The organism is Synechocystis sp. PCC 7339 (genome assembly GCF_019924095.1).
GTDB lineage: Bacteria > Cyanobacteriota > Cyanobacteriia > Cyanobacteriales > Microcystaceae > Synechocystis.
On sequence record NZ_CP063659.1, the window covers coordinates 2,533,818 to 2,560,024 of the forward strand.

At 49.9% G+C, this 26,207-nt stretch carries 26 protein-coding genes and 1 pseudogene; 15 read left to right on the top strand and 12 right to left on the bottom strand.

Annotated elements, in window-relative coordinates:
• Nucleotides 1-18: 18 nt before the first annotated feature.
• The 7 genes from IQE94_RS12030 to IQE94_RS12060 all read right to left on the bottom strand — a co-directional run bounded on the left by IQE94_RS12030 (nucleotide 19) and on the right by IQE94_RS12060 (nucleotide 6,304).
• Nucleotides 19-1,686, bottom strand: a complete 1,668-nt coding sequence (locus IQE94_RS12030) for a phospholipase D-like domain-containing protein (protein ID WP_212718661.1) — start codon at nucleotides 1,684-1,686, stop codon at nucleotides 19-21.
• Complete coding sequence (locus IQE94_RS12035; protein WP_212718662.1) at nucleotides 1,674-2,036, bottom strand: hypothetical protein; 363 nt, start codon at nucleotides 2,034-2,036, stop codon at nucleotides 1,674-1,676. Before IQE94_RS12035 ends, IQE94_RS12030 begins: the two co-directional genes overlap by 13 nt.
• A gap of 57 nt (nucleotides 2,037-2,093) precedes the next feature.
• Nucleotides 2,094-2,645, bottom strand: coding sequence for a PD40 domain-containing protein (locus IQE94_RS12040; RefSeq protein ID WP_212718664.1), 552 nt, complete (start codon nucleotides 2,643-2,645; stop codon nucleotides 2,094-2,096).
• A gap of 55 nt (nucleotides 2,646-2,700) precedes the next feature.
• Nucleotides 2,701-3,408, bottom strand: a complete 708-nt coding sequence (gene rpiA / locus IQE94_RS12045) for a ribose-5-phosphate isomerase RpiA (RefSeq protein ID WP_212718666.1) — start codon at nucleotides 3,406-3,408, stop codon at nucleotides 2,701-2,703.
• A 217-nt stretch (nucleotides 3,409-3,625) separates the two neighbouring features.
• Entirely contained in the window at nucleotides 3,626-4,081 is a 456-nt protein-coding gene (locus tag IQE94_RS12050) for an RNA-binding protein (RefSeq protein WP_212718668.1), read from the bottom strand.
• Nucleotides 4,082-4,316: 235 nt separating this feature from the next.
• Nucleotides 4,317-4,661: a rhodanese-like domain-containing protein gene (locus IQE94_RS12055; protein WP_212718677.1), complete on the bottom strand. Its 345-nt coding sequence runs from the start codon at nucleotides 4,659-4,661 to the stop codon at nucleotides 4,317-4,319.
• A gap of 35 nt (nucleotides 4,662-4,696) precedes the next feature.
• The gene (locus IQE94_RS12060; RefSeq protein ID WP_212718679.1) at nucleotides 4,697-6,304 is read right to left on the bottom strand and encodes a SpoIID/LytB domain-containing protein; all 1,608 of its coding nucleotides are present in this window, start codon (nucleotides 6,302-6,304) and stop codon (nucleotides 4,697-4,699) included.
• A gap of 196 nt (nucleotides 6,305-6,500) precedes the next feature.
• Between IQE94_RS12060 and IQE94_RS12065 the strand changes: the two genes are divergently transcribed.
• Both IQE94_RS12065 and IQE94_RS12070 read left to right on the top strand, forming a co-directional pair.
• Nucleotides 6,501-8,036 carry a hypothetical protein gene (locus IQE94_RS12065; RefSeq protein ID WP_212718681.1) on the top strand — a complete coding sequence of 512 codons (1,536 nt, stop codon included), beginning with the start codon at nucleotides 6,501-6,503 and terminating at the stop codon, nucleotides 8,034-8,036.
• Nucleotides 8,037-8,087: 51 nt separating this feature from the next.
• Complete coding sequence (locus IQE94_RS12070) at nucleotides 8,088-8,531, top strand: YraN family protein (protein WP_223343226.1); 444 nt, start codon at nucleotides 8,088-8,090, stop codon at nucleotides 8,529-8,531.
• Nucleotides 8,532-8,563: 32 nt separating this feature from the next.
• On the opposite strand, the gene IQE94_RS12075 is transcribed toward IQE94_RS12070, so the two are convergent.
• Complete coding sequence (locus tag IQE94_RS12075; protein WP_223342027.1) at nucleotides 8,564-9,805, bottom strand: competence/damage-inducible protein A; 1,242 nt, start codon at nucleotides 9,803-9,805, stop codon at nucleotides 8,564-8,566.
• Between the two features lie 219 nt (nucleotides 9,806-10,024).
• Nucleotides 10,025-10,729, bottom strand: coding sequence for a GTP cyclohydrolase I FolE (folE, locus tag IQE94_RS12080; protein ID WP_212718685.1), 705 nt, complete (start codon nucleotides 10,727-10,729; stop codon nucleotides 10,025-10,027).
• Nucleotides 10,730-11,054: 325 nt separating this feature from the next.
• Here folE and pyrR point away from each other — a divergent pair, with 325 nt between their 5' ends.
• The 11 genes and pseudogenes from pyrR (at nucleotide 11,055) to rfbC (ending at nucleotide 20,321) form a co-directional block, all read left to right on the top strand.
• A complete protein-coding gene (gene pyrR, locus IQE94_RS12085; protein WP_194017966.1) occupies nucleotides 11,055-11,591 on the top strand; it encodes a bifunctional pyr operon transcriptional regulator/uracil phosphoribosyltransferase PyrR in 537 nt (178 codons plus the stop codon).
• A gap of 12 nt (nucleotides 11,592-11,603) precedes the next feature.
• Nucleotides 11,604-12,032 (top strand): hypothetical protein, encoded by a 429-nt coding sequence (locus IQE94_RS12090; protein ID WP_212718687.1) that lies wholly within the window; start codon nucleotides 11,604-11,606, stop codon nucleotides 12,030-12,032.
• A gap of 118 nt (nucleotides 12,033-12,150) precedes the next feature.
• Complete coding sequence (gene carB / locus IQE94_RS12095; protein WP_223342028.1) at nucleotides 12,151-15,396, top strand: carbamoyl-phosphate synthase large subunit; 3,246 nt, start codon at nucleotides 12,151-12,153, stop codon at nucleotides 15,394-15,396.
• 82 nt (nucleotides 15,397-15,478) lie between these two features.
• Complete coding sequence (locus IQE94_RS12100) at nucleotides 15,479-15,949, top strand: DUF29 domain-containing protein (protein ID WP_223342029.1); 471 nt, start codon at nucleotides 15,479-15,481, stop codon at nucleotides 15,947-15,949.
• Between the two features lie 182 nt (nucleotides 15,950-16,131).
• On the top strand, nucleotides 16,132-16,728 hold the full coding sequence (locus tag IQE94_RS12105) for a DUF3177 family protein (protein ID WP_212718700.1): 597 nt from the start codon (nucleotides 16,132-16,134) through the stop codon (nucleotides 16,726-16,728).
• Nucleotides 16,729-16,849: 121 nt separating this feature from the next.
• On the top strand, nucleotides 16,850-18,151 hold the full coding sequence (gene proA, locus IQE94_RS12110) for a glutamate-5-semialdehyde dehydrogenase (RefSeq protein ID WP_212718702.1): 1,302 nt from the start codon (nucleotides 16,850-16,852) through the stop codon (nucleotides 18,149-18,151).
• Nucleotides 18,152-18,277: 126 nt separating this feature from the next.
• Nucleotides 18,278-18,979 carry an urea ABC transporter ATP-binding subunit UrtE gene (gene urtE / locus IQE94_RS12115; RefSeq protein ID WP_020862100.1) on the top strand — a complete coding sequence of 234 codons (702 nt, stop codon included), beginning with the start codon at nucleotides 18,278-18,280 and terminating at the stop codon, nucleotides 18,977-18,979.
• A 78-nt stretch (nucleotides 18,980-19,057) separates the two neighbouring features.
• A complete protein-coding gene (locus IQE94_RS12120) occupies nucleotides 19,058-19,249 on the top strand; it encodes a hypothetical protein (RefSeq protein ID WP_194019429.1) in 192 nt (63 codons plus the stop codon).
• Nucleotides 19,239-19,559, top strand: a complete 321-nt coding sequence (locus IQE94_RS18900) for a type II toxin-antitoxin system PemK/MazF family toxin (protein ID WP_212718704.1) — start codon at nucleotides 19,239-19,241, stop codon at nucleotides 19,557-19,559. The genes IQE94_RS12120 and IQE94_RS18900 overlap by 11 nt, the downstream gene beginning before the upstream one ends.
• A 20-nt stretch (nucleotides 19,560-19,579) precedes the next feature.
• Nucleotides 19,580-19,678, top strand: a pseudogene (locus IQE94_RS12130) (ABC transporter ATP-binding protein); the annotation flags it as partial.
• Between the two features lie 76 nt (nucleotides 19,679-19,754).
• Nucleotides 19,755-20,321 carry a dTDP-4-dehydrorhamnose 3,5-epimerase gene (gene rfbC, locus IQE94_RS12135; RefSeq protein WP_212718705.1) on the top strand — a complete coding sequence of 189 codons (567 nt, stop codon included), beginning with the start codon at nucleotides 19,755-19,757 and terminating at the stop codon, nucleotides 20,319-20,321.
• 50 nt (nucleotides 20,322-20,371) lie between these two features.
• On the opposite strand, the gene IQE94_RS12140 is transcribed toward rfbC, so the two are convergent.
• A complete protein-coding gene (locus IQE94_RS12140; protein ID WP_223342030.1) occupies nucleotides 20,372-22,246 on the bottom strand; it encodes a hypothetical protein in 1,875 nt (624 codons plus the stop codon).
• 160 nt (nucleotides 22,247-22,406) lie between these two features.
• Here IQE94_RS12140 and pdhA point away from each other — a divergent pair, with 160 nt between their 5' ends.
• On the top strand, nucleotides 22,407-23,435 hold the full coding sequence (pdhA, locus tag IQE94_RS12145; RefSeq protein ID WP_212718709.1) for a pyruvate dehydrogenase (acetyl-transferring) E1 component subunit alpha: 1,029 nt from the start codon (nucleotides 22,407-22,409) through the stop codon (nucleotides 23,433-23,435).
• Nucleotides 23,436-23,557: 122 nt separating this feature from the next.
• On the top strand, nucleotides 23,558-24,955 hold the full coding sequence (locus tag IQE94_RS12150; RefSeq protein WP_223342031.1) for an MFS transporter: 1,398 nt from the start codon (nucleotides 23,558-23,560) through the stop codon (nucleotides 24,953-24,955).
• Between the two features lie 5 nt (nucleotides 24,956-24,960).
• Here IQE94_RS12150 and xth read toward each other — a convergent pair whose 3' ends face one another.
• Nucleotides 24,961-25,758, bottom strand: a complete 798-nt coding sequence (xth, locus tag IQE94_RS12155) for an exodeoxyribonuclease III (protein ID WP_223342032.1) — start codon at nucleotides 25,756-25,758, stop codon at nucleotides 24,961-24,963.
• Nucleotides 25,733-26,197 carry a DUF3750 domain-containing protein gene (locus IQE94_RS12160; protein WP_223342033.1) on the bottom strand — a complete coding sequence of 155 codons (465 nt, stop codon included), beginning with the start codon at nucleotides 26,195-26,197 and terminating at the stop codon, nucleotides 25,733-25,735. The genes xth and IQE94_RS12160 overlap by 26 nt, the downstream gene beginning before the upstream one ends.
• Nucleotides 26,198-26,207 lie beyond the last annotated feature (10 nt).

Genomic DNA, 26,207 nt, shown 5'->3' on the forward strand with positions numbered 1-26,207 from the left:
CCTTGGTCGGGAATTTTTTTACCAGGTAACTTTACCCCGCAAACCCTCAATCTTACTGGGCCCAATGCCCTTAACCCGGGCCAAGTCTTCTAGGGAAGTGAAAGCTTTTTGCTCTCTGGTGGCAATAATTTTTTCAGCGATGCTGGGACCAATGCCCGGTAAACTTTCCAATTCCGCTTGACTACCTCGGTTGAGGTTAACTAAGCGGTTAGGGGTGGCGGTAGCTAGGGGTTTGGGGCTTGGTTGGGGGTTGGCACATTCCTGCTCTTGGCGTTCGATGCGAGCTTGCACGGTGGGGGGTAAACCGTACTCTGTGATGGCATAGAGTCGGTCTAATTCCCGTTGGTAATGGGCCCCTATTTGGGCATTCTGTAAAACCAATACCGTTTCATCGTTGCTGTGGTTAGCGGCGGGGGACCAATTATGAGAACCGGTGATCACTGTGTAATCATCCACCAAGGCAAATTTATGGTGCAATTTATCCCCCCTTGGCAGGGCCGGTGTGCCGACAAATTCGGTTGGCAAAGCCCAGGGAAGATTACCAGGTTGTTCTAGGCAGTCTTCTAATAGTTTTACCCCCAATAGATCCAGCCCTTCACTGTAGTAACGAAAGGCAAATCCTCGATCGATTAAAGCTTTAACCTCCGTACCCGCTTGAAATCTTTGGTTGATTACATTGGATAATGCTTGTTCACTAAAAACAAACAATGCTAACTGGATTTTTTGCTGGGCCTGATTCAGGTATTGGGCAATTAAACCGTTACTTGTTTCTGTAAAAGGTATTGCTCGGCGATCGGGGGAAAATTTTACTGTTACCGTGGTCTCCCCTACTTTTAATGCTTTAGCTGGTCTGCTGGGCTTATTAATACCAAATAGACTGTCTTTTTTTGCTCCAGGGCCATCTCCCCAAAGTAGGTTAAATTCCTCTGTAAAAAGATGGGCTACAGCCGGGGATTGTATCACCAATAAGTTATTAGCATTGCCCCGGGTGAAGTGATCATCATAGTCGCCATACTGATCGCTGGGGGTGAAGTTGGCAGAGGTTACAATGACCGTTTTATTATCCAGCACCACAAATTTATGGTGCATCAAACCCGATCCTTTACTGCCATCTTCTGTGTCGTCAATGAGGGGAATTTTCTGGGTGCGGAGAATCTCAATGGCATCCCGTTCTGCACTTTCTGCAGGACTGATGCGACCATCCTGATTTTGGTCCAAATAGGCAAAGGGGGCACGGTAACGGTAAGGATCTTTTTCTGCTTCTACTGCTTCTTTAATGGTTTGGTTATAGATATTTTCTAGCACTAACCGGACTCTAACCCCGGCCCTTTGTTTCTCGACCAATGCCTGGGCAATACGGGGTAGGCGTAATTCTTGTACCGCTAGGTCGATGGTGGACTGGGCTTCATTAATTTGATCTAGGATTATTTGCTCAAAATTGTCCCCCTGCCGTTTAAAGTTGCGGTCAGGATCAATGAAATCTGCTCCTTTGGCATCGTTGAGATTGAAATAAATTTGGATATCTTCCTGCTGGGGCAGAGGATCTGGGCGGGCCAGCGATTGCCCTAACCCCGATGGATCAACTTTGCCAATGCCAATAATGGCGATCGCCACTAGTAGGGCTAGGGCACCCAAAATGACAATGGGGCTGAGGTTTTGTTTCCCGCCTCGGTTTAGTTTTCCCATGGTTCAATTTGGACGATCGCCAACTCGGTCTTACTTTTGCCACAGGGTTCGTTACTATCACAATCGTTAAAGGATGCCACTTGATAGGTTAATTTGACCGTTTTGCCAATTAGGACAGCCTGTTCACAAATTTCAAAGGTGGCGTATAGCCCCTGATACTGATTTCCTTGATTGTCCATCAAATCTACATAACAGGCTAAGTCTCCATTGACCAACTCCGTAATGGTGGCGACCGCGGGCAAATTCGCTTCCATTTGTTCGGCCTGCACTGGGGGCAGTTCTTTTACTGCAGTACAGGCAACAACACCGAAGAGGAGAGTCGGCCAGAAGGGAACGGAAATAGGTTTCATTGTTTTACTGTTTTCTCCATATTTTAATCTCCCCGGCCTGGAAACCCTACAAACTTGTTACGGGGTGGCGATAATTTGGCCCTGGGTATCCATTACCATAATGTCCCACTGGCCGTCCTGGGCCACTTCAAAGGCAATGCGATCGCCGTTGGCATTAATGACGGGATTCCTCGTGTCGGCGGCCAGATCGGCGGTTAAATTACGCTTTTGCTCCGTTTGGCGATCGTAGAGCACAATGTCAGTTTTTCCCTGGCGGCTGAGAGTAAAGACAATGTAGCGTCCGTCTTCGGTAATGCTGGGATGACTGGCCACCTGGTCTAGGGAATTGAGGCGGGGCAGGGTTTCCAGGCGGTTATTTTGGAGATTGTACAGATAAATTCCCTGGGTGCCGTTACGGTCGGAGGTAAAGACCAAAAAGGGATAACTCACCTGGGGAAAAATTTCCTCGGAAGCACTGTTAACGCCCCGGCCACTGCGGTCAAAGGAAAGGCTCAGGTAACGGGGATAGCCACAGCCTGCCAATAAAAACACCAAACCTACCCAAGTTAAAGAGAACCTGAGCAAGTTGGCCAATGTTTGGAGGTAAAGTCCGGGGGCAGGGGTATCCATATCCCTTTTATTTTTCCACCTCGACCCTAGTTAATACGATGCTGTTTAGGGGAAACTAAAATTCCCGCACCGTGGGTTGACCGTCAATAATTTCCCCTACTAAAATCACGTCCGCTACTCCCACAAACAAACCGTTTTCCAACACACCGGGGAGATTGTTAATGGTTTTTTCCAATTCCGCTGGGTCGGCAATGGCATCAAATTTAACGTCAATGACGAGGTTGCCTTGGTCCGTGACAACGGGGCCAGCTTTTTTAATCCCCATGCGTAGTTCTGGTTTACCACCCAATTTAGTCAAAGCCCGTATTACGGGGGTCAGGGCCATGGGAATCACTTCCACCGGCAGTAAAAAGGTGGAACCCAATTTGTCCACCAACTTGCCACTGTCCACCACTACTAGAAAAGTTTCCGCCAAGGCATCGACAATTTTTTCCCTCGTGTGGGCGGCCCCTCCCCCTTTAATTAAATTTTTCTGGGGGTCAACTTCATCCGCTCCATCAATGGCGATGTCAATGCGATCAACCACATCCAAAGTCGTCAGGGGAATGCCATATTTACGGGCCAATACTTCCGCTTGAAAGGAGGTGGGAATGCCCACTACATTTTCCAATTCTCCTTTTTTGAGGCGATCGCCAATGAACTCTAGGGCGTAGGCGGTGGTGGAACCGGTGCCCAAACCGACAATGGTGTTGGACTTAACCCGGTCAGCGGCGGCTTTCCCCACTGCTTGTTTCATCAAGTTGGCCGCATCTAGATCAGCCATAAAAATTTAACCTCCGTTGCTTTATATTTTAAATTTTTTAATTAATGAGTTAGTTAGCGTGAATTAGACAAAATCCTATCACTCCCAATTACCCAAGCTTTATCTAGGCTCTATGTTTTCTATAAAACCCCAATCAGGAAAAAAAGCCCGGCGATCGCCGAAATTTGTACACGGCAAAAATTATCAGAATAGTTCTGGCCAAGAAAAGACCGTGGGCCTACTGGGCCGCTGTCAATTTTTCCTTCAGTTGGGCCAACTGGTCTGCCCAGCGGGGGTCAGGCTGGAAGCCTTCAGAAGCGCTACTGGCATTGGCACTGGTGCCTGCCGCTTTTTTATTACCCCGTTTTTTATCGGTGCGGGGTTGCTTAGTTTTTTCTCCACTGGCCACCGGAATTTCACTGCCTCCTTCATCATCATCCTTGGAGCGGGGGTTAGCTTTTTCGATTTTTAAAGGGCTGTCCATAAAGGATTGGCCATTGTATTTCTCGATGAATTCATCCGCCGCTTCGTCAGTGGAAACCGTTACAAAAGCAAATCCCCGGCATTTACCCGTTTTACGGTCTTTGATAACTTTGGTGGAAACAACAGCATTGGCTTCTGCAAATACTTCCTGTAGTGCTTCCCGCTCAATGGATTCTTTGGGTAGGTTACCGACGTAGAGACGAATGGACATGATCTAAATACCTCCGGGGATATTTTCTGTAGGAGAAATTGCTTGGGCAAAGGGCCCTGTTGGATATTAAAAAAGTTGACTATTGACTAGCGGGCTAACAGTTAACCAAGTTGACGATAATACTAGACACCAGGCCATGGGGACAGTCCCGTCCGTCCCGGTTACTTTTCTTAATAATATCGGCTATTGTCCTCAAAACCAAACAGTTCGGTCCCCTGCAGTTATTCAATGGGAGTTAATAACGGGGAATGGTGGCATCAATCAAACGGGAATAAGCATCAATTCCCCCCACTACGTTTTTAACTTTACTAAAACCTTGATCCACTAACCAGTGGGCCATTTGGTCTGAACGGATGCCATGGTGACAAAGCACCACAGTTTCCCGGTCAGATTCGTATCGTTCTTGAATGTTATCAGACCAGTGGGCAAACTCGCTCAAAGGTAGGGTTTCAAAGCCTGGCAGGGTCGCAATTTCCACCTCATGGGGTTCCCGCACATCAATCAACTGGCGATCGCCATTGGGGTGAGCCAACATCAGGGCTAAATCCTGAACAGAAATTTCGATGGGCATGGAAGTCATAAGTAATGGGGGGAAATTAGTTGGGAAAAGAGGCATCAAGGGCGGGGAGTTTGCCCCAGAATTTGCTCATTGAGTTGTCTGATTTGAGTGCCAGGATAATAAAAAGCTAAGATTTGTTCCGCTGACCACCCCAATTGGGAGAGCTTATAGGAGCCAAATTGACTCATGCCGACCCCATGGCCAAAGCCTCCCCCAACGAAAAAGATGCTTTGGAGTCGCTGGTTGGCATCGTAGGTGGGTTCCAGGTAGAACAGGGTACTGCGGGGAGGCCCAAAAGCGCTACGGGCTTCGTTTTTAGCCAATTCCACCACACCCTTGTCCGTCAGCACCTCCAGCATTAAAATTCTCCCCGATGGCGATCGCCTGGTGACCTTCATATCGTAGATGGTGGTGAAGTCCGCCAAAGGATGGCGCCGGTTGGTCAGATATTTTTTCAGATCCTGATTCAACTCCGCCAATGTAGCTGGATAGCGCCAGCGCAAAAACTTCCGCCCCGTTTCGTTAAATCCTTCCTTGAGGTTGATAAATTTACGAAAAGTTGCTTCATCGGCCAAGCTTTGGCTAGACAAATTCCAAATGGGTTGAGCCGAGTCGATGACCGCTTGCAGATAGGGCCGTTCTTCCCCATTCCAGACATCGCTAAACTTGGCTGTCACCCCCCCAGCCGTAGAGGAGTAGAGGGCATCCACCAATTGATTGTTGTAGGTTAAAACTTGCCCCGCCGTTTCCCTAATCGCCTCATCGGCCCTGGGACTAGTGCCACTTAAGCCGTAGTAAACCTGGCAGTGGGTGGTGGCACACAACTCATAGTCATCGGCGGCAAAACGACGCCGGTTCTGCAGGGCATAGGTGCGGGCAATAATAGTTTGGGCTTTGGCCGCAGTGGGGGGAGCACCGGGGCCAATTTCATGGGGCACTACACCCCGCAGGTAGGTTTCCAGCGGTACATGGTTAACCAAGGTGTAATTTCCGTAGGAGTTGGGTTGGAGCTGCAACCAACCGCCATAGACAAATTTTTTCTCCCCTTCCGTAACTTGAATTTGATTTTTGGTCGCAGTGACGGTCACCCGGTCAGCGGGATAGCTTTGACCATTGATCACCACCATGGCCTGGGGCTTACTGTCCAATAGTACGCTTTCCAGGTAGGGCAATTGGTAACCCTGCTCTTTTAAATCCGCCAGCAACCAACGGCGCACCAGGGGACTGTCATATACGTCCCTTTTAGCCCACACCTGCCAACGCCCTGGCTGGGTAACTTCCACTGCAATACCTTGAGCTTGCCAACGGAGGGCATCGTCCTCCGCGGTTTCAAAGGTGGCATGGTCCCCCAGCACCAATACTTCCGCCAATTTCCTCGGCACGGCCCGGCGGCTAATGGCAATGGTGCCCTGTTTGCTCTGGAGGGTGACCTTTTCCCCCTGATTATTAACTGCAATAAAGGTTAAGTCATCGTTGCCCACCCCGCTTATGCTCAGTTGATCCCGGTCTTCGTCCCCAAAGCGTTGCACCACCCCCACCTGGAGCAGAACATCCTTGGCGAGGCTCGGTAAAGCTCCTCCAGCCACTAAGCCCAGGGCGATGACTAAGCCACCCACACGTTGGACAGCAACCTTCAGTAAGTTACGGGGGGGAGAAATAAACATAAACAATCAACGGCGATCGATATTGGCTAGGGGATCAAAGGCAATCTAGCATCCTAACCTATCATTTTTGCTCCGCTATCTGGGGGGCAGGGGGACAGTGGCTAAGGACTAACACCGATCGCCAAAGGGTTTGTGTTATTTTGAGGGAACTGTGTAAACGGCCTCCAGCACCGGCATTTTTCCTCACTTTGTCCTGATGGAGACTGGGACCGTCAAAGTTTTTCTAGATGGCGATCGATCTATGGCAATGGATTTACCCCTCAGGTTAAGCAATGCTCCCTCATTGGGCCAGGTTTTCACTCCGGTGAATGTGGCTATTTTGAGTTCCCTCGGTATCCATGGCTTCATTTTGGGCTTGGCTTTACCCCATTGGCAGTGGCAAGAATCCACCGGAGATAATCTGGCGGACCGCAATCCTGTGGGGGTAATCGAATTAACTCCGGCGGAACAAAGTCGTTTACCGGAAACAGATATTTTTGCCGGCAGTGCCCTGTTTCCCACTGCTCCCGGTGGTAGTGACCCCGGCACCATTCCTGCCGACCCCAATTTGTCCACTCCCCCCAGTGGCGACTATAACTATTCCTTACCTCCGGGACCGGGCATTATGCCACCGCCGCCGGCCATGCCCAATCTGCCGTCTTACCCTAATTTGCCCCCCCTGACCAGCTATGGCAATTTGAGTCGGTTGCCCATTACCAATCCCCCCATTCCTTCCCTACCCCAGTTACCTTCCACCAGGCAAATTCCCCGCCCCCCCGGCCTATTTGCTCCCACACCAGACCAGGGAATGAACCCCCTCGGCCCCAGCCGACCTGATTTTGGTACTTTGCCCCCCTCCCAGGGCACCGGTTTTATTACCAGGGCTCCCCAAGGCGTCAATCCTTCCCAGGAACCGGGTTTGATGGCGGAGGGAGAAGACACTTCACCGGAAAAACTACGGGAAAATACCTTGGTTTCCATTGCCCAGCAGGGCCAAGCTCTGAAGGCAAAGGACACCATCAACGGAGCTTATCCTCCGATCGCCTGTCGTAATCGCACGGAAGCAACGGTGGTCTATAACGTTTTTCCCGGTGGGCAAAAGGATCTGGTGGGCCGCTCCCGCTACCCCATTTTTAATCAACTGGCTCAACAAGCGATCGCCAACCGTAGTTATGGTGAACCTACCCAGGTGACGGTTTCCTTTAAGTATGACGCCGAGATCTGTGGGGGCATAGACCAATTCATTCCCTCCGGTGGAGAAACAAACAATCCATCTGTTCCTGCTCCGGCTGTCCCACCACCTTCTCAAGCTATGCCGGCCCCCACCGTTAGCCCAGCCCCTGGCATTGCCCCCTCTCCGGAACCACTACGGCCCCGACCAACGACGCCACCGGTTAGTCAGCCCCAAGCTACTCCAACACCGGCAGTGCGACCTTCCCCCATGCCCGATGCCCCAGCCCCCCGGCGACAACCTGCCACCCCAGCCCCCAGTGCGCCTCCGGCTAATGTGGCTCCGTCACCTATTCGTTCTGTTCCTGCCCCAGAACCTGCCCCTGCAGTTAGCCCTGCCCCCAGTTCCAGTCAACCTTCTTTGCCGAAAACGAAGGGAGAAATGTTGCTGCAACAAAATCAGGCTCCATCTATCGTGCCGCCCCAACCCAATGTTGATGCGGGGGAAACAGAAGTAGAAACCCAGAGCCAAGCTCCCAGCTCCAATAATGGTTTGCCGGGCCCCATCCAGTCGAAGAAGTAGATTTAATAAGCAAACCACCGAAGAAAGCAATCAAAATTGGCTAGGGCAGCGATGGTGGACTTAGGACAAGCAGGGGAAAGTTTGGTAGCAGCTTGGCTGGAACAACAGGGGGGAGAAACTCTACAGCAACGCTGGCGATCGCCGTGGGGAGAAATTGATCTGATTGCCCATTTTCCGGCAACGATGATGCTGGCTTTTGTAGAGGTGAAAACCCGTAGCGGTGGCAATTGGGATCAAGGCGGCTTACTGGTAGTTAACGCTCGCAAGCGGGAAAAGATATGGCAGACAGCGAACCATTTCCTTGCTACTCAGCCCCAGTGGTGTGATTTGAACTGTCGGTTTGATGTGGCGATCGTTTTTTGCCAGGGCCGATCAGGGGACGTGGGGTATGGCGACCTCGGTTTACCGGCCAATTTACAATTGGGTCAAAGCCTGCACTGGCAGGGTCACCGCCTTCGATTAGAGCAATATTTAACCAATGCTTTTGGATCTTAGCAAGAGACGAAGAAAATTAAAACTCAGCTACTCTACAAACGCCGTCTGAGATAATCCAAAGCCTGGCAAGCACTCAAGTGCCTGATCCATTCTCGACTCCGGCGATCGCCAAATCGCAATAAAACATGGCTAGTATGACCACTGGGATCCGCTAGGCCAACGTATACGGTGCCAACGGGTTTTTGCTCCGTCCCACCACCCGGGCCAGCAATGCCGGTAATGGCAACGCCCCAGTCCGTACCTAGTCTTTCTTTCACTCCCAGGGCCATGGCCTCCGCTGTAGCTTCACTAACAGCTCCGCAATGTTCGATAATTTCTGAATCTACCCCAAGCAGTTTAATTTTCACCTGGTTATCGTAGGCAATTACTCCGCCCCAAAAATAGTCGGAACTGCCTGGTTGATCGGTCAACAGAGCACCTAAGCTACCACCAGTACAGGATTCTGCCACCGCGACCGTTTCTCCCCGTTGCCGCAATAGAGTCCCCACCACCGACGCAATGGTATCTTCATCCTCACCGAAATAATCTAAACCGGCGATAGCCTTAATTTGATCCACCACCGGCTCGATAATTTCCCGGGCCAGGATTTCGGAGGACGCAGCACAGGAAACCCTTAAACGCACCTCTCCCTTCCCGGCGTAGGGGGCCACGGTGGGGTTAGTCAAATTGAAAAAATCCGTTACTTTCTCCGCCAAAGACGATTCCCCAATGCCCCGAAAGCGCAGCACCCGGCTGTAAATACTAGTTTGTCCCCAGCCTTGACTTCTGAGGTAGGGCACCGCCACCTCCTGCCACATCTGGTGCATTTCCGAGGGAACTCCAGGGAAAGTCAAAATTAACAAGTCCGGCTGGGGATGCCAAATCATGCCGGGGGCCGTTCCCGTTCCGTTGGCCAATACTTCTGCCCCCACCGGCAGCAGGGCCTGCTTGCGATTATTAGCCGCCATGGGTCGCCCCGTTTGGGCAAATTTTGCCTCAATGTCGGCGATGACAGTAGTGTTTTCCTGCAAAGGAGTCTGGAAAAAATCTGCGATGGTTTCTGTGGTCAGATCGTCCGGCGTCGGCCCCAAGCCCCCGGTAAAAATGAGAATTTGGGCCCGCCCCCGGGCAATGGCGATCGCCTGCTTGATGCGTTCTGGGTTATCCCCTACCACCGTTTGGAAATAATGGGCAATGCCAAGGCGGGCCAATTCCTGGGCCAGGTATTGACTGTTGCTATTGAGGATTTCCCCTAGCAATAATTCGGTGCCAACGCAGATAATTTCAGCCGCCATGGAATAAGCCTGTCAACAAGTTAACGTCAATGCCGCCTTGCCATGTCCAAAATATTTCTAGGGGATAGGTCAGATTGGATTAATTGGAGCAAATTTAAGTGTTTTCATTCAGCTAGGGAATGCTTCAGCAGTCTTAAATTTATATTCCAATATTCCATCCCCCCACTAAAAATCCAGCAACATCTAACCAAATTTAGTGGGGCTTGTCCCCTGGAAAAATTAATAGAAATTGGGTTGATGACGAATTAAATTTAAAAACTCTTCCCGGGTTTTTTGTTCATCTTGGAAAGAACCAATCATGGCACTGGTAACTGTCCAGGAACCTGGTTTCTGAACGCCGCGCATCACCATACACATGTGGGTTGCTTCCATCACCACCGCTACCCCCCGGGGATCGAGAATTTCCTGTACCGCTTCGGCGATCTGCCTGGTGAGACGCTCTTGCACCTGCAAACGACGGGAAAACATTTCTACAATACGAGCCAACTTACTGAGGCCTACTACTTTTTGATTGGGAATATAGGCCAGGTGAGCCTTACCCATAAAAGGTAACATGTGGTGTTCACACAAACTGAAAAAGTCAATGTCCCGCACCAAAACCATTTCATTATGGCCTTCGTCAAAAATGGCCCCATTAACTAATTTTTCTAAGGACTGATCATAGCCTTGGGTCAAAAACTGCATTGCTTCCGCCACTCGCTTGGGGGTTTTTAGCAAACCTTCCCGTTCCGGATCTTCCCCCACCGACTCCAACATGACGCGCACGGCATCCATCATTTTCTCTTTATTCAACTCAACATTTTCGGTGTGGTATTTCACCTCTTGCCCATTATGGGTATTACGGTCAGGTAAGGAGGAAACTTGATTCACTAATTTGCCGGTGTTCATGCCGTTATTGATGGAATGGGAAGAAGCGATGGTCACAATAAATTGGAGGTTATGGGTGTATTTGTTTAGCCCTAATGCCCCAAGCGCCTTGATTGTATCGAATGATGCAGTCTCTAAAATTGTATCCGTAAAAGACCTCCGCACCGTCGATGGGTCGTAATCAGAGCCGGACTAAGCAAGTCTCTGGAGACGGATCCCTGGGAGCAGTAGCAAAAAGATTAGGATTTCATTAAGAAATGTAACAATTAGTCTTTCAAATCATACCATGCTCCCACCGTCCGGGGGGTGAACATTGACGACTTTCCCCTGTTACAGTGTCAATGACAGGATGACTTTATTACATTGGTGTAGGTGATGGTCCATGGCGACACAGATCATTGAGATTCTTTCCCCAGAGGAAATCCGGCGGACCCTGACCCGTTTAGCTTCCCAAGTAATTGAGAAAAATAGTGACCTGTCGGAGTTAGTGTTATTGGGTATCTACACCAGGGGCGTTCCCCTCGCCTATCAGTTGGCCCAACAAATTGAAATGTTGGAGCAGGTTAAGGTACCCGTCGGGGCGATCGACGTCACCCTGTACCGGGACGACTTAAAACGTATTAAAACCCGTACTCCTGCCAAAACGAAAATTCCCCTCAGTTTGACGGGCAAAAGGGTGGTTTTGGTGGATGACGTGATTTATAAAGGTCGCACCATCCGAGCGGCCCTCAATGCAGTAACAGAGTACGGCCGTCCCCAGGTGATTCGTTTATTAACTTTGGTAGACCGGGGTCATCGGGAGTTGCCCATCCATCCTGATTTTGTAGGTAAAACTTTGCCTACAGCGGCGGAGGAACAGGTGAAAGTATATTTACAGGATCCCGACGGTCGGGACACAGTGGAATTGATTAAGGGTTAAGCGTGAGCAGTGATGGAAGCTTTTTGGGTGATTGGGCTGCGTTCCTGTTTGCGGCTTTTCGGTGCGTTTTGGATTTTTGGTGGTTTTTTGACCCTACAGGCGGCCAGGGAGTCTTTATCCCTAGATCGCGCCCTGGAGGCGATCGCCTTGGAGAAACAGGATCGGTTACTGAGTTATTTCCTATTTTTGGGCGGTCTGTTCACCCTGACTACGGGAATAGGGTTGGTCTTAGCCAGTCGCCTGGTTTTTATTCCTTTAACCCTATCCGTTATTTCCCAGTTGGTTTACTTTTGGTTGCAAAAACGTCGCTTTAGTCGGGCCAAAACTGAGGAAGAAAGGGAAGATGCCCAGGTACAGCCAACTACCATCAATGCTTTTAAGATTTCTTGTGTGGTGGCAATCGCCTGTGGCCTTGGTTGGGCAGTGGGGTCTCTTAAATAGAGTCAAGGCCGGGATTTTTGGTCAATAAACCTGGATATGCGAACGGGTGGCGATCGCCGATAAAGCCTATACAATGATTGGGATCGAACACCCCATCACGTCTCGGACAGTTTTACCTATGCCACGCCGCAACGACTTAAACAAAATTATGATTTTGGGAGCTGGGCCCATTGTTATTGGTCAAGCTTGCGAATTTGATTATTCGGGCACCCAGGCGTGCAAGGCATTAAAGGAAGAAGGCTACGAAGTGGTACTGGTGAACTCCAATCCCGCTTCGATTATGACCGATCCAGAGTTGGCGGATCGTACCTACATCGAGCCGCTGATCCCAGAAATTGTTGAAAAAATCATTGAAAAGGAACGACCGGATGCGGTTTTACCCACCATGGGGGGACAAACGGCATTAAACCTGGCGGTATCTTTAGCCAAATCCGGCGTATTGGAAAAGTATGGAGTGGAATTAATTGGGGCCAAACTGCCGGCGATCGAAATGGGGGAAGATCGAGAATTGTTTAAACAAGCCATGGCCCGCATTGGGGTTCCCGTTTGTCCGTCGGGCATCGCCAGCAGTCTTGAAGAGGCTCGGCAAGTGGCCCACGAAATTGGTTCCTATCCTCTGATTATTCGCCCGGCATTTACCTTGGCGGGAACTGGAGGGGGCATTGCCTATAACCAAGAAGAATATGAAGAAATGGTGCAGTATGGCTTAGACCAGTCCCCCATGTCCCAAATTTTGGTGGAAAAATCCCTATTGGGCTGGAAGGAATATGAGCTGGAAGTGATGCGGGATTTGGCGGACAACGTGGTTATCATCTGCTCCATTGAAAATTTTGACCCTATGGGGGTGCACACCGGCGACTCGATCACCGTCGCTCCGGCCCAGACCTTAACTGATAAGGAATATCAACGGTTGCGGGACTATTCCATTGCCATCATTCGAGAAATTGGCGTGGAAACGGGGGGATCTAATATTCAGTTTTCCGTTAACCCCGCCAATGGGGATGTGATTGTTATCGAAATGAATCCCCGGGTTTCCCGATCTTCCGCCCTGGCTTCCAAGGCCACGGGGTTTCCCATTGCCAAATTTGCGGCCAAGTTAGCGGTGGGCTACACCCTCAACGAGATTTCCAACGATATCACGAAGAAAACCCCCGCTTCCTTTGAGCCCACCATTGACTATGTAGTGACCAAAATTCCCCGGTTTGCCTTCGAAAAATTCCCCGGGGCAGAGCCGATTTTAAATACCCAAATGAAATCTGTTGGGGAAGCCATGGCGATCGGGCGCACGTTCCAAGAATCCTTTCAAAAAGCTCTCCGGTCTTTGGAAACCGGGCGGTTTGGTTTTGGTTGCGATCGCCACGAAACCTTGCCGACTTTGTCCCATTTGCGTTCCCAATTGCGGACTCCCAACCCGGAACGGGTATTTTCCCTGCACCATGCGTTTAATTTAGGCATGACAGTGGAGGAAATTCACGAGTTAACGGCGATCGATCCTTGGTTTTTGGACAAGTTGGAAGACTTGGTCAAAACCGAAAAATATATGAAACAACGGCATTTGAAGGATCTCACCGCTGAAGATCTGCTCTATATCAAGCAACAGGGTTTTGGCGATCGCCAGATAGCCTTTGCCACTAAAACCACGGAAGACGAGGTGCGAGCTTACCGCAAATCCCTCGGCATTACCCCCGTATATAAAGTGGTGGACACCTGTGCAGCGGAATTTGAAGCTTTCACCCCCTACTACTACTCCACCTACGAACCGGAGGAATGCGAAGTATTACCTTCCGAAAAACCCAAAGTAATGATCCTTGGTGGTGGCCCCAACCGCATTGGCCAAGGGATTGAATTTGACTACTGCTGTTGCCATGCCGCCTTTTCCCTCAGTGATGCGGGCTACGAAACCATCATGGTCAACTCCAACCCCGAAACCGTTTCCACCGACTACGACACGAGTGATCGCCTTTATTTTGAGCCGTTAACTAAAGAAGACGTTTTAAATATCATCGAAGCGGAAAATCCGGTGGGCATCATCATCCAATTCGGCGGTCAAACCCCCCTCAAACTGGCAGTCCCCCTACAGGAATATTTAAACAGTGCTGACTGTCCAGTGCAAACCAAAATCTGGGGCACTTCCCCCGACTCCATCGACACCGCCGAAGACCGGGAGCGGTTTGAAAAAATTCTCCACGAATTGGAAATTAGCCAACCCCCCAATGGCATTGCCAGGGATTACGAAGAGTCCAGGGTTGTCGCCAACCGCATCAGTTATCCCGTTGTGGTGCGCCCTTCCTATGTGCTGGGGGGACGAGCCATGGAAATCGTCTATTCGGATGAAGAGTTGGAACGGTACATGACCTTCGCAGTGCAAATTGAGCCGGACCACCCCATTTTAATTGACAAATTTCTAGAAAATGCCATCGAAGTGGATGTGGATTCCCTCACCGATAGCACCGGCAAAGTGGTCATCGGTAGCATTATGGAGCACATTGAAGAAGCGGGCATTCATTCTGGGGACTCCGCCTGTTCCATTCCCTACACCAGCCTTTCCGATGACGTACTAACCACCATCCGCCAATGGACCGAACAATTGGCCAGGGCTTTAAACGTGGTGGGTTTGATGAATATTCAATATGCTGTCCAAGGGGATCAGGTTTATATCCTCGAAGCTAACCCCCGGGCTTCCCGTACCGTTCCCTATGTGAGCAAGGCCACCGGCCGTCCTTTGGCAAAAATTGCTTCCCTGGTCATGTCTGGCAAAACCCTAGAAGAACTCGGGGTAACGGAGGAATTTATTCCCCAACACGTAGCAGTTAAGGAAGCAGTGCTCCCCTTCAGTAAGTTCCCTGGGGCAGATACCCTACTCGGCCCAGAAATGCGTTCCACCGGAGAAGTGATGGGCATTGACAGTGACTTTGGTAAGGCCTTTGCCAAAGCAGAATTAGGGGCAGGGGTAATTTTGGCCACCAGTGGCACGGTGTTTGTTTCCATGAGCGATCGCACCAAAGAGACCGCCGTACCTGTGGTTAAAGATTTGATCGAACTTGGCTTTAAAGTCGTAGCCACGGCCGGTACCCAAAAAGTTTTGCAACAGCATGGCATTGAAGGGGTGGAAGTGGTGCTCAAGCTCCATGAAGGTCGCCCCCACGTCATTGACTGGATTAAAAACGGCCAAATTCAATTTATTATCAACACCCCCAGCGGTGAGGAGTCCCAGTTGGATGGCCGCACCATTCGCCGGGCCGCTTTGGACTACAAGTTGCCCATCATTACTACCATTGCCGGCGGAAAAGCTACTGTGGCCGCCCTCCGCAGTTTGCAGGATCACCCCTTGGACGTGAAAGCATTGCAGGATTATCTCGGCTGATTTGTTAGGATCAAACGAGATAGAGTAAATCAATTAATCAGTTTGATTAGCTTATCTCTGAATACAGTAAAAAGGTAGAGCAATGTCTTTAACCGCCGTAGCTAAAAGCCTTTATGAAAAAGACTATCTCCTTTGGTTAGAAACGACCTTGGAGCAGCTTAAACTACGCCAAGTTGATCAAATAGACTGGGATAATTTAGTAGAGGAAATCGAAGGTTTGGGCATTCAGCTACGCCATGAAGTTGATAGCTATCTGCGGCAATTGCTGATTCATTTACTCCTCTATCGCTATTGGACAACAGAACGGGAAAACTCCGGTCGGGGCTGGCGTAGTGAAATCGGTAACTTCAGAGATGAATTGGAGACTCTGTTAGAGTCAAAAACTCTTTACAATTTTTTCCTTGCCCGCATTGATTTGATGTATGTCAAAGCGAGAAGACGTGCTATCGATAAAACAGGGTTAGCGGCGCAGACTTTTCCTGAAAATTGCCCGTTTTCAGTGACGGAATTATTGGATCCGGATTTTTATCCCGACGCTGAAAATACCAACTGAATAAACCATATCTAATGTCCTCCTCTGATTCTCCTCGGAATTACCGTCCAATGGGTGGTGAAATTTTTCCCAGATGGATTGATTGGGGATTAACGTCTGAAAATTTGGTAGCCTAGCAAAGCCGGGGGTTCACATTTTGGTGGGCATTGCCCCTTGGTCTTGTTAAATTTTTCGATGGTGTTATGGAAGTAGACGGCATTTGGTTGCGGTTAATCTGGTTGGACTATCGCTTAGCGGTCATTGTTTCTGTGTTTATCCCCTTGCTGCTGATCATTTGGTCGGCCTTTAAACGGGTAGATGCCATCAATCGCTTGCTAATCATCTATTGGCGGGTGGCCAGCCTGTTGGTGGTAACGGTCTATCTCCTGATTCCTGGCTGGTCATTAGCTTTCTTCACTGGTTTTGCCGCCCGTTGTCTAATTCCCATCAGTTTATGGTTTTGGGTGGACCTCAATGATGAAATCAAAGATTTACCCCCTTCCCCTTTGAAATTGGCCACCACCACTTGGCGCTGGGCCATCACTATTTTTTCCTGCTTTGCCATCTTGGTAAATATTCCTTTCCTTTCCTGTGGGCTGAATGGCATTGGCGGCGCAGAAAGTTTCTGCCAGGTTTGGCTCCAGCCTCCCCTACATTACAAGGCTTGGTTCCACGCCAATTCCAACACCGGATTTCTCGGATTTTTGGGTATTGTGGGCCTAGTGGCCTATGTGATGTATTTCCTCTCTTTCCTGATTTTTCGTTTGGGTCGTCAAGGGCGATCGGCTCTCGATCATTAAGGCCATTGCCCTAGTTAAAGTCGTGAATATTTTCCTCTGTGCCTTGCTGTTCGCTCCCCACGGTTGCCCCGTCCTGAAAAATAACTCAAGTAACTGCATCGTTAACGTCAACGTCTAACCCATGGTTGTTTCTCCTAGCGTTTCTGCCCTCCCCACCCTGGCCCACAATGCCCGCCAAGCGGCCCTCCATTTGGGCACCCTCAGCACCGCCGAACGGAATCAGGCGATCGCCGCCATAGCTGATGGTTTAACGGCCGCCATGCCGGAAATTTTAGCTGCCAACCAGGAAGATTGTGCCGCGGCAGAAGCCATGGGCATTGCTAAACCCCTGTATAACCGCTTGCTGTTGGGGGAAAGTAAGCTCAAAAGCACCATTGCCGGGGTTAAAGATGTGGAGCATTTACCCGATCCGTTGGGCCAAGTTACCCTCCATCGACAATTGGACGAGGGTTTGGTGTTAAAACGGGTTGGTTGTCCCCTGGGGGTGTTGGGGGTGATTTTTGAAGCGCGCCCGGAGGCCCTGATCCAAATTAGTAGTTTGGCCATTAAATCCGGCAACGCCGTCATTCTCAAAGGGGGTCGGGAAGCCACCCGTTCCTGCCAAGTTTTAACCGAAGTTATTCAAACCGCTTTGGCTAAGACTGCGGTCAAACCCGAGGCGGTTAATTTACTCACCACCAGGGAAGAAATTCGGGGATTGTTGGCCCTAAACCAGTATGTGGATTTGATTATTCCCCGAGGTTCCAACGAATTTGTCCAATATATTCAACAAAATACCCAGATTCCCGTGTTAGGCCACGCCGATGGCATTTGTCACCTTTATTTAGACGCCCAGGCTGATTTGACTAAGGCCATTGCTGTAACAGTGGATGCCAAAACCCAATACCCCGCCGCCTGCAATGCCATTGAAACCCTTTTGGTCCACCAGGCGATCGCCGCTGAATTCTTACCACCCTTGGCCCGGGCTCTGAGGGAAAAAGGAGTTAGTCTGCGGGGAGATGGTGAAACGAAGCAATTAATTGACTGTGAACCTGCCACCGAAGCAGATTGGAGCACCGAGTACAGTGATTTGATCCTCTCCATCAAAATTGTTGATTCCCTCGAAGCGGCGATCAATCACATTAACCAGTACGGTTCTAAGCACACCGATGGCATTATCAGCGAAGATTTGGCCGTGGCAGAACAGTTTTGTCAGCGGGTGGACTCCGCCGGAGTTTACCACAATTGCAGTACCCGTTTTGCCGATGGTTTCCGCTACGGATTTGGGGCGGAGGTTGGTATCAGTACTCAGAAAATGCCTCCCCGGGGCCCAGTCGGTTTGGAGGGTTTGGTCACCTACAAATATCAACTGTGGGGCCATGGTCAGATTGCCGCCACCTATACCGGCCAGGGGGCCAAAGCGTTTACTCACCTTGACCTTTAGCCGCATTCCATCGCTCCGGTTCCAGCCCATGGGAAGGGTATAATTAATAAAGGTTGACGGGAGGTTTGAACATTCTGGATAGCTATGTTATCCTTTCCCCCATTCTTGGCTAATTGGATCATCCCCATGCTACAAATTTCCGACCTGAATGTGTATTACGGAGAAAGTCATATTTTACGTAATGTGGACATGTCCATTGCGCCGGGGCAGATGGTATGTTTGATCGGACGCAACGGGGTTGGTAAAACTACTCTCCTCAAAACCATTATGGGACTGCTTTCCCCCCGCAGTGGTTATGTGGTTTATGGCGATCGCCAGTTGAATTCCGTGCCGACGGATAAACGGGCCCGTTTAGGCATTGGTTATGTGCCCCAGGGCCGGGAAATTATTCCCCGCTTGACAGTGCAGGAGAATTTGCTGCTGGGATTGGAAGCCTGTGCGGATAAAAGTCAACGACAAAAAGGCATTCCCGACGAAATTTTCGAGCTTTTTCCTGTGCTAAAAACCATGCTTTCCCGCTGGGGTGGGGACTTGAGTGGTGGTCAGCAACAACAATTGGCGATCGCCAGGGCCTTGATGGGTCAACCCAAACTATTGCTGTTGGATGAACCGACGGAGGGCATTCAACCATCCATCATTCTGGAAATTGAAGCGGCGGTGAAAAGGATTATTGCGGCCACAGGCATTTCCGTTCTTTTGGTGGAACAGCATTTACACTTTGTCCGCCAGGCTGATCGTTACTATGCCATGCAAAAGGGAGGCATTGTAGCTTCCGGGGAAACCCAAACCTTGAGTCAGGAGGTTATCCAAAAATTCTTGGCTGTTTGATTGTATTTTCCAACCTATTTTGGGGAGGAAAATGGCAGAGATCACTTTAATCCTGGTGCTAAGCTGATAAAGCAGTGAATGGTGCAGACAATTATGGATTCTCTAACAGAAATATTGGAAATTAAACTACAAAAATGGCAACCAGACATAGCCACCCAAGTTCGAGAGAAAATCAGAGAAATAATTGAACTAGCTGATCAAGATGCCCTAGATATTCTTCGCTCCCGAGCAATCGAACAAGAGGTATTAGATTTACTCGATGAGTCCTAAACCTGGTGACGTTTGGCTTGTTGACTTAGGCATAGCCGCAAAGACTCGTCCTGTTGTTGTGGTATCTCGTTATGACACAAATCCTCCACGAGCTTTAATTATCTATGTTCCACTAACCACCCAATATCGACACAGTCAGTATGAAGTTTCTTTACCAAAACTAAGCTTTCTGAAACAAGACTCCTTTGCGAACATTCAGGGCTTAGGATCTATTCCAAGGACAAGACTAGATCGGAAATTGGGTGAATTATCAAGTGAGACCTTACAAAAGATAAGACAAGCGATAATTTTTGCATTGGGTTTGCAGTAATAATCAAGGGCTTGATCAGCGCAGATCGTTACTATGCCATGCAAAAGGGAGGCATTGTGGCTTCCGGGGAAACCCAAACCCTCAGTCAGGAAGTTATTCAAAAATTCTTGGCAGTTTAATGTTTCCAGATTTTCCTCTACTGGCCGATTAATGGTATTTTTTCGGGTGTCGTAACCCTAAAGAGGAATTTGATCTGTGAACGTGATTCCCACGGCGATCGCCGATGTGTTGGTTTTGGAGCCCAAAGTCTTTGGCGATGAACGGGGTTTTTTCTTTGAGAGTTACAACGACAAAGTTTTTCAGCAGGCAGTGGGCATAGACCCCCATTTCGTCCAGGATAACCATTCCCTTTCCCGCCAGGGGGTATTACGGGGGCTACATTACCAAATCCAGCATCCCCAGGGAAAATTAGTACGGGCCGCCCGGGGAGAAATTTTCGACGTGGCAGTGGATCTGCGCCGTAATTCTCCCAGTTTTGGCCAGTGGGTGGGTTGCGTGCTTAATGACCAGAATAAAAGACAGCTATGGATTCCCGCCGGTTTTGCCCACGGTTTCGCTGTCCTTTCCTCAGAAGCAGAAGTGCTATACAAAGCCACAGATTACTATGCGCCGACCTATGATCGCACCCTACTGTGGAATGACCCGGCCATCGGCATTGACTGGCCCCTCACAACCCCGCCTCTGTTATCTCCCAAGGATCAACGGGGTCTTCCCTTCGCTGAAGCGGAGGTGTTTGATTTTTCAAGACCTCCTTTTTCTTGAGTTGCCCAAAAGTCTGCCGTAGGAGAATGAATGGTTCCTTGGCCGCAAGCTTAGGGAGAAGGGGGCAAAATGTCAGCTTTCCCCGTTCCCTGGCCGAATTTTTGCCGGAGCCATTGCCACACTTTTGCCAGTAATTGTTCCAACCCGTACACCAGACGGTCAAGCCATTCCAAGCACCAAACTAAAACGTGTCTGTCATAACCCAAACTCTGGGCCTGGGTTTCAATCCAATCAAAGGCAGTTTCCACTTCCTGGGGCGATCGCTGTTGTTTGGCCATTGGCCCGGTGGAGTGAAGAAATTGTCCTTTTGGTTTAATTTCCCCTTGGTCAGACAAAACTTTTTCATCTAAACCCCAATCCTCCTCCAGCCAGGGATCTTGCACCACCATTCCAGGGACGCCAGGAGAAACGGAATTTACCAAGGCAGATTTTTTCCGGCCAGGGTGTTTACTACGACGGTGGCTAGGAGCGTCGATCGCCGGGGAATGATTACCGGGCACCGACAAAGCAAAATTGTGGGGGTTTTCAATGCTTTCTTCTGTCCATTGCTCAACAGCATGGGCTCCGGTGGTTGCTCCATTGCCTTGGCCCAATAGGGGCGTAACCATGGCCGGCATGGGTAAATCAGCAAACAATTCTTCCCAAGCCAACCAAGAACTGGAATTTTCCCCCGGCAAAACAGGCTTATTTTCCCCTTCTCCTCCCAATGATTGGGCTGAACTACTGCCCTGGGGAGCAAAAAAGTAGGCGATCGCCGCTTGGAGAATAACCTTTAACTCAAAGGGGTCTGGGGCATTCGTGGGATGGCGATCGGGATTGAATAATTGCTCCAGAGTTTGTTGTACCCGCTGCTGTAAATCTTGCCCTAGATGTTGCACTGTGGGGGGTAACACTTCCACAATTTGCTGGGACAGTTGTTGCGATTTAACTACAGTGGCTTCAATGACTGGTTGTTGTCCTAAATTTTTGAGATGGCGATTTGTTTGCCCCAGCCAATGTTTAATGCCTGCTACATTAGCCTGGACGGTATTAGTTGCCACAATGGCCGTAGATGAAGGTAAAGCGGGGCTGGTTTGCCAACGGTAAATGCCCTGCCAGAGCCAATCCAGGGGGGCAAGTACCTTTCCACTCTGTTCCCCTGGACCATTGCTATCAGCGCCGGTAATTAGAGGAATACCCCGCCATTGTTTGGCCTGCAAAGCCCATTGCCGACGACGTTGATAATGCCATTGGGCCAACTCCCGCCGGATTTGTTGTTGCAATTGTTGTTGTTGCTCCGGGGAAAACACATCCAGAGTTAAATTTTCTTTGGTGGTCAGCACTAAACGGCGATCGCCACAACGGGAAGCTAAACCTTGAACGACAATGGCATTGTTGTCGGTTCGGAAAATGCTTTTTACCTGTTCGCCAAAGTTAGCCAGTGGGGACGGATTATTGCTGGGGGGTAAAGCCGGTTTTTTTTGCTCTCCAGGCAGAGTTAGGTCTTGGTTGTTAACCGAAACACCATCTTCCCCAAGGGATTGATTATTGATTAAAGCTGAAAAATCTTGGGATAAAACTAAACCCTGACTGGTTTGATTAACCCCGGCATGGTCAAACCAAGCTTGTAGGGAAGTAAGCACCGTTTCAATGGGTTGGTCAGCGGCGATCGCCAAATGTCCACCATCTTCCGAATTGACCTTGTCTCCACCTTGTCCGGGGGGTAAAGCCGGTGCGCCCTGGTTACCGTCTCCCCCTAACACGGGCCCTAACCACTTTTCTGGATGTAGTAGCCAGTAAAAGGGATAAATTAAAGCCTGTACACCCCATTCCGCCGCCACCCGCAGATGACGCACCGTTTCCCCCAGGCGATCGCGCAACCGTTGAGATTGGCGATTGAGATTGGTAAAAAGACGACTCTTGTAGGGGCCACGGGAACTAGACATGGGAACTACCGATTACCAATGGAATGCTCACAATGATCAAAGACCAAAGTGATCAGATTGTGTTCTATCCTACCCTGACTAGATGGGGCTGACCGACTTCGCTTAGAATCTACCATGGGGTGTAAACCTGCCCTCCATTCCACCTACTGCAAATTGTACTATGGTCTCAGAACGCATTTTGCCTGAATTGAACACCACAGAAATTTCCCTAGACCGAGAAACGGCCCTAGTCCTCTACGAAGATATGATCCTGGGTCGCTTCTTCGAGGATAAATGCGCTGAGATGTATTACCGGGGCAAAATGTTTGGTTTTGTCCACCTCTACAACGGCCAGGAAGCGGTGTCCTCCGGTGTCATCAAGGCCATGCGCCAGGATGAAGACTATGTTTGCAGTACCTACCGAGACCACGTCCATGCCCTCAGTGCAGGGGTGCCCGCCAAGGAAGTAATGGCGGAACTGTTCGGCAAGGAAACCGGTTGCAGTCGGGGAAGGGGGGGGTCCATGCACCTATTTTCCTCGGCCCATAATCTGTTGGGGGGATTTGCGTTTATTGGGGAAGGGATTCCCGTGGCCCTGGGGGCGGCGTTTCAAACCAAGTACCGCCGGGAAGTTTTAAAAGATGACAGCTACAACCAAGTTACGGCCTGTTTCTTTGGGGATGGCACCAGCAATAACGGTCAATTTTTTGAGTGCCTGAACATGGCCGCCCTGTGGAAATTACCCATTCTGTTTGTGGTGGAAAACAATAAATGGGCGATCGGCATGGCCCATGAGCGGGCTACCTCCCAACCGGAAATTTACAAAAAAGCCAGTGTGTTCAATATGGCTGGGGTGGAAGTGGATGGCATGGATGTGGTGGCAGTCCATAAAGTCGCAACGGAAGCGGTGGCTAGGGCTAGGGCCGGGGAAGGGCCGACGTTAATCGAAGCATTGACCTATCGTTTCCGGGGACACTCCTTAGCGGATCCCGATGAACTACGGTCGGCGGAAGAAAAACAATTTTGGGCCGCCCGGGACCCCATTAAAAAGTTTGCCGCCTTTATGACGGAACATGAGTTGGCCAGCAATGAAGAGTTGAAGGAAATTCAAAAACGAATTCAAGGGGTGATTGATGATGCGTTAACCTTTGCGGAGTCTAGCCCCGAACCCAACCCAGAAGATCTGAGGAAATATATTTTTGCCGATTAGTGTCCTGGGGAAGCGGCGCAATTACGTTCACCGTTTGGGAGAATGGAATGACCAGCCGTTGGAGCTTGCCGATAATCTTGCGGCCAACGAGTTGATTGAGTATTTTTCTCCCACCCCTGTGCATGGAATCCAAGTTGCTAAGTGCAAATCAAGGCTTTGGCCCGGTTTTAAGAAATTCCCGCTTTTTGTTTCTCTGGGTTGGCCAAATTTTTTCCCAGTTGGCCGATAAGTTTTATCTAGTTTTGATGATTGCCCTGATCGCCAACCATTATCAGGCGGAAAATCAGTCCATCAGCGGTTGGGTGTCGGCCATTATGATCGCCAATACCATTCCAGCGGTGCTATTTGGTTCCCTGGCCGGGGTTTACGTTGACCGTTGGCAAAAAAAACAGGTGTTGGTGATTAGCAATTTTTGCCGGGGTCTTTTAATTTTGCTGTTGCCTTTTCTCCTCTGGGTCGGCGATCGCCAGAATATTAACCTGCCGGTGGGATGGCTACCTAGTTTTCTGCGGCGTTGGCAAACGGAGGAACATCAATATTTTGCTCTGCCCTTGGGTTTTGCAATTTTGTTGGCAATTACCTTTGCCGTGTCCACCCTCACCCAGTTTTTTGCCCCAGCGGAGCAATCGGCCACCCCCTTGGTAGTACGACGGCGGAATCTATTGGCGGCTAATTCCCTCACGACCCTGACCATGATGGGGGTGCTGATCATTGGTTTTGCCATTGGGGAACCCCTGCTTACCTTAGCGGATAGTCTTTTTCCCCAGGCTGGAGATGTGGGGCCGGTGCTGGTGGTGGCGGGTTGTTACTTGGTGGCAGGCATTGTGTTGCTAATGCTGAAAACCGGGGAAAAGCAGGCCGATCCAGATTTGGTTCACCCCCATGTACTGAGTGATATTCAAGATGGCATCCGTTATCTCCAGGAAAATCATCGGGTACGCAACGCCCTGATTCAGTTGTTAATTTTATTTTCTATTTTTGCCGCCCTGTCTGTATTGGCTGTAAGTATGGCGGCCCATCTGCCGGGTTTGAAGGCTTCCCAATTCGGCTTTTTGCTGGCCTTTGGCGGTTTAGGCATGGCGATCGGAGCTTTGAGCATTGGCTACATAGGCCAACGGTTTTCTCCCACGGAATTAGCCCTTTGGGGGTCCCTGGGCATGGGGGTCTGTCTAGCAGGATTGGCCTTGTTTGACCATAGTTTAGTGCTGACTTTTGTCACTATCACCATCATGGGTTTTTTCGCTGCCATGGTGGGGGTACCGATGCAAACGTTGATGCAGGTGGAAACGGATCCGGAATTTCACGGCAAAGTATTTGGCTTGGAAAATAATGCCAATAATATCGCCCTATCCTTACCCCTAGCCCTGGCGGGGGTGGCAGAAAGTTTATTTGGTCTGACCCCGGTGTTGTTATTTTTAGCAGCGGCGGCGATCGCCGGGGGAGTTTTAAGTTGGTATATCAATGAAAATAGTCCCCCCGTGGCCTCCCGTAAAGCGAAAGGCTCTTCATCTTCCAGCTAGTTAAGTTAATCCTTGATGGTCACCACCACTGGGGCATGGTCACTGGGCTTTTCCCAGCCCCTGGGTTCCTGGTCAATCCAACACCGTTGGGCTTGGGCGTAAAGTTGTGGGGTTAGGTAATGGTGGTCAATGCGCCAACCCCGGTTGCGAGTAAACCCCCTGGTGCGATAATCCCACCAACTGTAATGGCCCGTTTCCTCGGTAAATTTGCGAAAAGCATCCTGCAAATCGGCGATCGCCAACACATCTTTTAAGGCCTGTCGTTCAACAGGGGTGGACATGATGTGATTTTCTCGTCCTTTAGGATCGTGAATGTCTCGATCCTCTAGGGCAATGTTGAAATCCCCACAGACTAAAAATTCCGGTGTATCGCTCTTGCTCAGGTTATGGAGATAGGTTTTCAGCGCTTCTAACCAACGCAGTTTATACGAATATTTTTCACTGTCCGGGGCAGAACCATTGGGTACATAGAGATTGACAATGGCAATATTGCGGTAAATGCCGCTGATGACCCGTTTTTGTTCATCTAAATCCCCCGTCCCTTCTGACCCCACTAGGGGAGCAAAGCCAATTTTCACATCCTGCAACGGTTCACGGCTGAAAATGGCCACGCCATTATAGGACTTCTGCCCAGAGATGGAGCAATGATAGCCCGCCGCTTCAAACGGTTGCCGGGGAAAATCTTCATCCACCACCTTAGTTTCCTGCAAGCAAAGCACATCAACGGTGTTTGTGCCCAACCAATCAAGGATATGTTGTTGGCGACTGCGAATAGAGTTAACGTTCCAACTGGCGATGTCCATGGGAAAACCGAGAAAAGATAGATTGGCCATAGCCCCGGCCTACCCCCCGCCAGCCTAGATCAAAATTAATTTCCGCTCTTTCTAGCACCCATTGGGCATAGGTGTTGCTATTGGGGCCAGGCCAGTAACGATAGTTGTAACAGTGGGGATAGAGTTGGGGGCTATTAAGAATAATTTCCCCCAGGCGATCGCCAAGGGCACCAGACCAGTGCTGGGTCAAAAAACTGGGGCCGTTACCCACCCCACCATAGGGAGTCAACAAATTTTGGTGGAGATGACCCCAACTTGGGGACTTCAACTCTCGCCGTTGCCACACTTCCCATCTTTGTAAATTTTCCAAACTTTGACCATGGCGATCGCCGACCACATACCAATAATGGACAGCCCAGCGACCAACGAAGGGAATTTTGGCCCACAACAGTTGCACTTCCATCGCCATGGCAGTTAAG

What these genes read in the sequence shown, in the direction of transcription:
- IQE94_RS12030 (WP_212718661.1), bottom strand. Translation starts at nt 1,686, where the DNA reads ATGGGAAAACTAAACCGAGGCGGGAAACAAAACCTCAGCCCCATTGTC.
- IQE94_RS12035 (WP_212718662.1), bottom strand. Translation starts at nt 2,036, where the DNA reads ATGAAACCTATTTCCGTTCCCTTCTGGCCGACTCTCCTCTTCGGTGTT.
- IQE94_RS12040 (WP_212718664.1), bottom strand. Translation starts at nt 2,645, where the DNA reads ATGGATACCCCTGCCCCCGGACTTTACCTCCAAACATTGGCCAACTTG.
- rpiA (WP_212718666.1), bottom strand. Translation starts at nt 3,408, where the DNA reads ATGGCTGATCTAGATGCGGCCAACTTGATGAAACAAGCAGTGGGGAAA.
- IQE94_RS12050 (WP_212718668.1), bottom strand. Translation starts at nt 4,081, where the DNA reads ATGTCCATTCGTCTCTACGTCGGTAACCTACCCAAAGAATCCATTGAG.
- IQE94_RS12055 (WP_212718677.1), bottom strand. Translation starts at nt 4,661, where the DNA reads ATGACTTCCATGCCCATCGAAATTTCTGTTCAGGATTTAGCCCTGATG.
- IQE94_RS12060 (WP_212718679.1), bottom strand. Translation starts at nt 6,304, where the DNA reads ATGTTTATTTCTCCCCCCCGTAACTTACTGAAGGTTGCTGTCCAACGT.
- IQE94_RS12065 (WP_212718681.1), top strand. Translation starts at nt 6,501, where the DNA reads ATGGAGACTGGGACCGTCAAAGTTTTTCTAGATGGCGATCGATCTATG.
- IQE94_RS12070 (WP_223343226.1), top strand. Translation starts at nt 8,088, where the DNA reads ATGGTGGACTTAGGACAAGCAGGGGAAAGTTTGGTAGCAGCTTGGCTG.
- IQE94_RS12075 (WP_223342027.1), bottom strand. Translation starts at nt 9,805, where the DNA reads ATGGCGGCTGAAATTATCTGCGTTGGCACCGAATTATTGCTAGGGGAA.
- pyrR (WP_194017966.1), top strand. Translation starts at nt 11,055, where the DNA reads ATGGCGACACAGATCATTGAGATTCTTTCCCCAGAGGAAATCCGGCGG.
- IQE94_RS12090 (WP_212718687.1), top strand. Translation starts at nt 11,604, where the DNA reads ATGGAAGCTTTTTGGGTGATTGGGCTGCGTTCCTGTTTGCGGCTTTTC.
- carB (WP_223342028.1), top strand. Translation starts at nt 12,151, where the DNA reads ATGCCACGCCGCAACGACTTAAACAAAATTATGATTTTGGGAGCTGGG.
- IQE94_RS12100 (WP_223342029.1), top strand. Translation starts at nt 15,479, where the DNA reads ATGTCTTTAACCGCCGTAGCTAAAAGCCTTTATGAAAAAGACTATCTC.
- IQE94_RS12105 (WP_212718700.1), top strand. Translation starts at nt 16,132, where the DNA reads ATGGAAGTAGACGGCATTTGGTTGCGGTTAATCTGGTTGGACTATCGC.
- proA (WP_212718702.1), top strand. Translation starts at nt 16,850, where the DNA reads ATGGTTGTTTCTCCTAGCGTTTCTGCCCTCCCCACCCTGGCCCACAAT.
- urtE (WP_020862100.1), top strand. Translation starts at nt 18,278, where the DNA reads ATGCTACAAATTTCCGACCTGAATGTGTATTACGGAGAAAGTCATATT.
- IQE94_RS12120 (WP_194019429.1), top strand. Translation starts at nt 19,058, where the DNA reads ATGGTGCAGACAATTATGGATTCTCTAACAGAAATATTGGAAATTAAA.
- IQE94_RS18900 (WP_212718704.1), top strand. Translation starts at nt 19,239, where the DNA reads ATGAGTCCTAAACCTGGTGACGTTTGGCTTGTTGACTTAGGCATAGCC.
- IQE94_RS12140 (WP_223342030.1), bottom strand. Translation starts at nt 22,246, where the DNA reads ATGTCTAGTTCCCGTGGCCCCTACAAGAGTCGTCTTTTTACCAATCTC.
- pdhA (WP_212718709.1), top strand. Translation starts at nt 22,407, where the DNA reads ATGGTCTCAGAACGCATTTTGCCTGAATTGAACACCACAGAAATTTCC.
- IQE94_RS12150 (WP_223342031.1), top strand. Translation starts at nt 23,558, where the DNA reads ATGGAATCCAAGTTGCTAAGTGCAAATCAAGGCTTTGGCCCGGTTTTA.
- xth (WP_223342032.1), bottom strand. Translation starts at nt 25,758, where the DNA reads ATGGACATCGCCAGTTGGAACGTTAACTCTATTCGCAGTCGCCAACAA.
- IQE94_RS12160 (WP_223342033.1), bottom strand. Translation starts at nt 26,197, where the DNA reads ATGGCGATGGAAGTGCAACTGTTGTGGGCCAAAATTCCCTTCGTTGGT.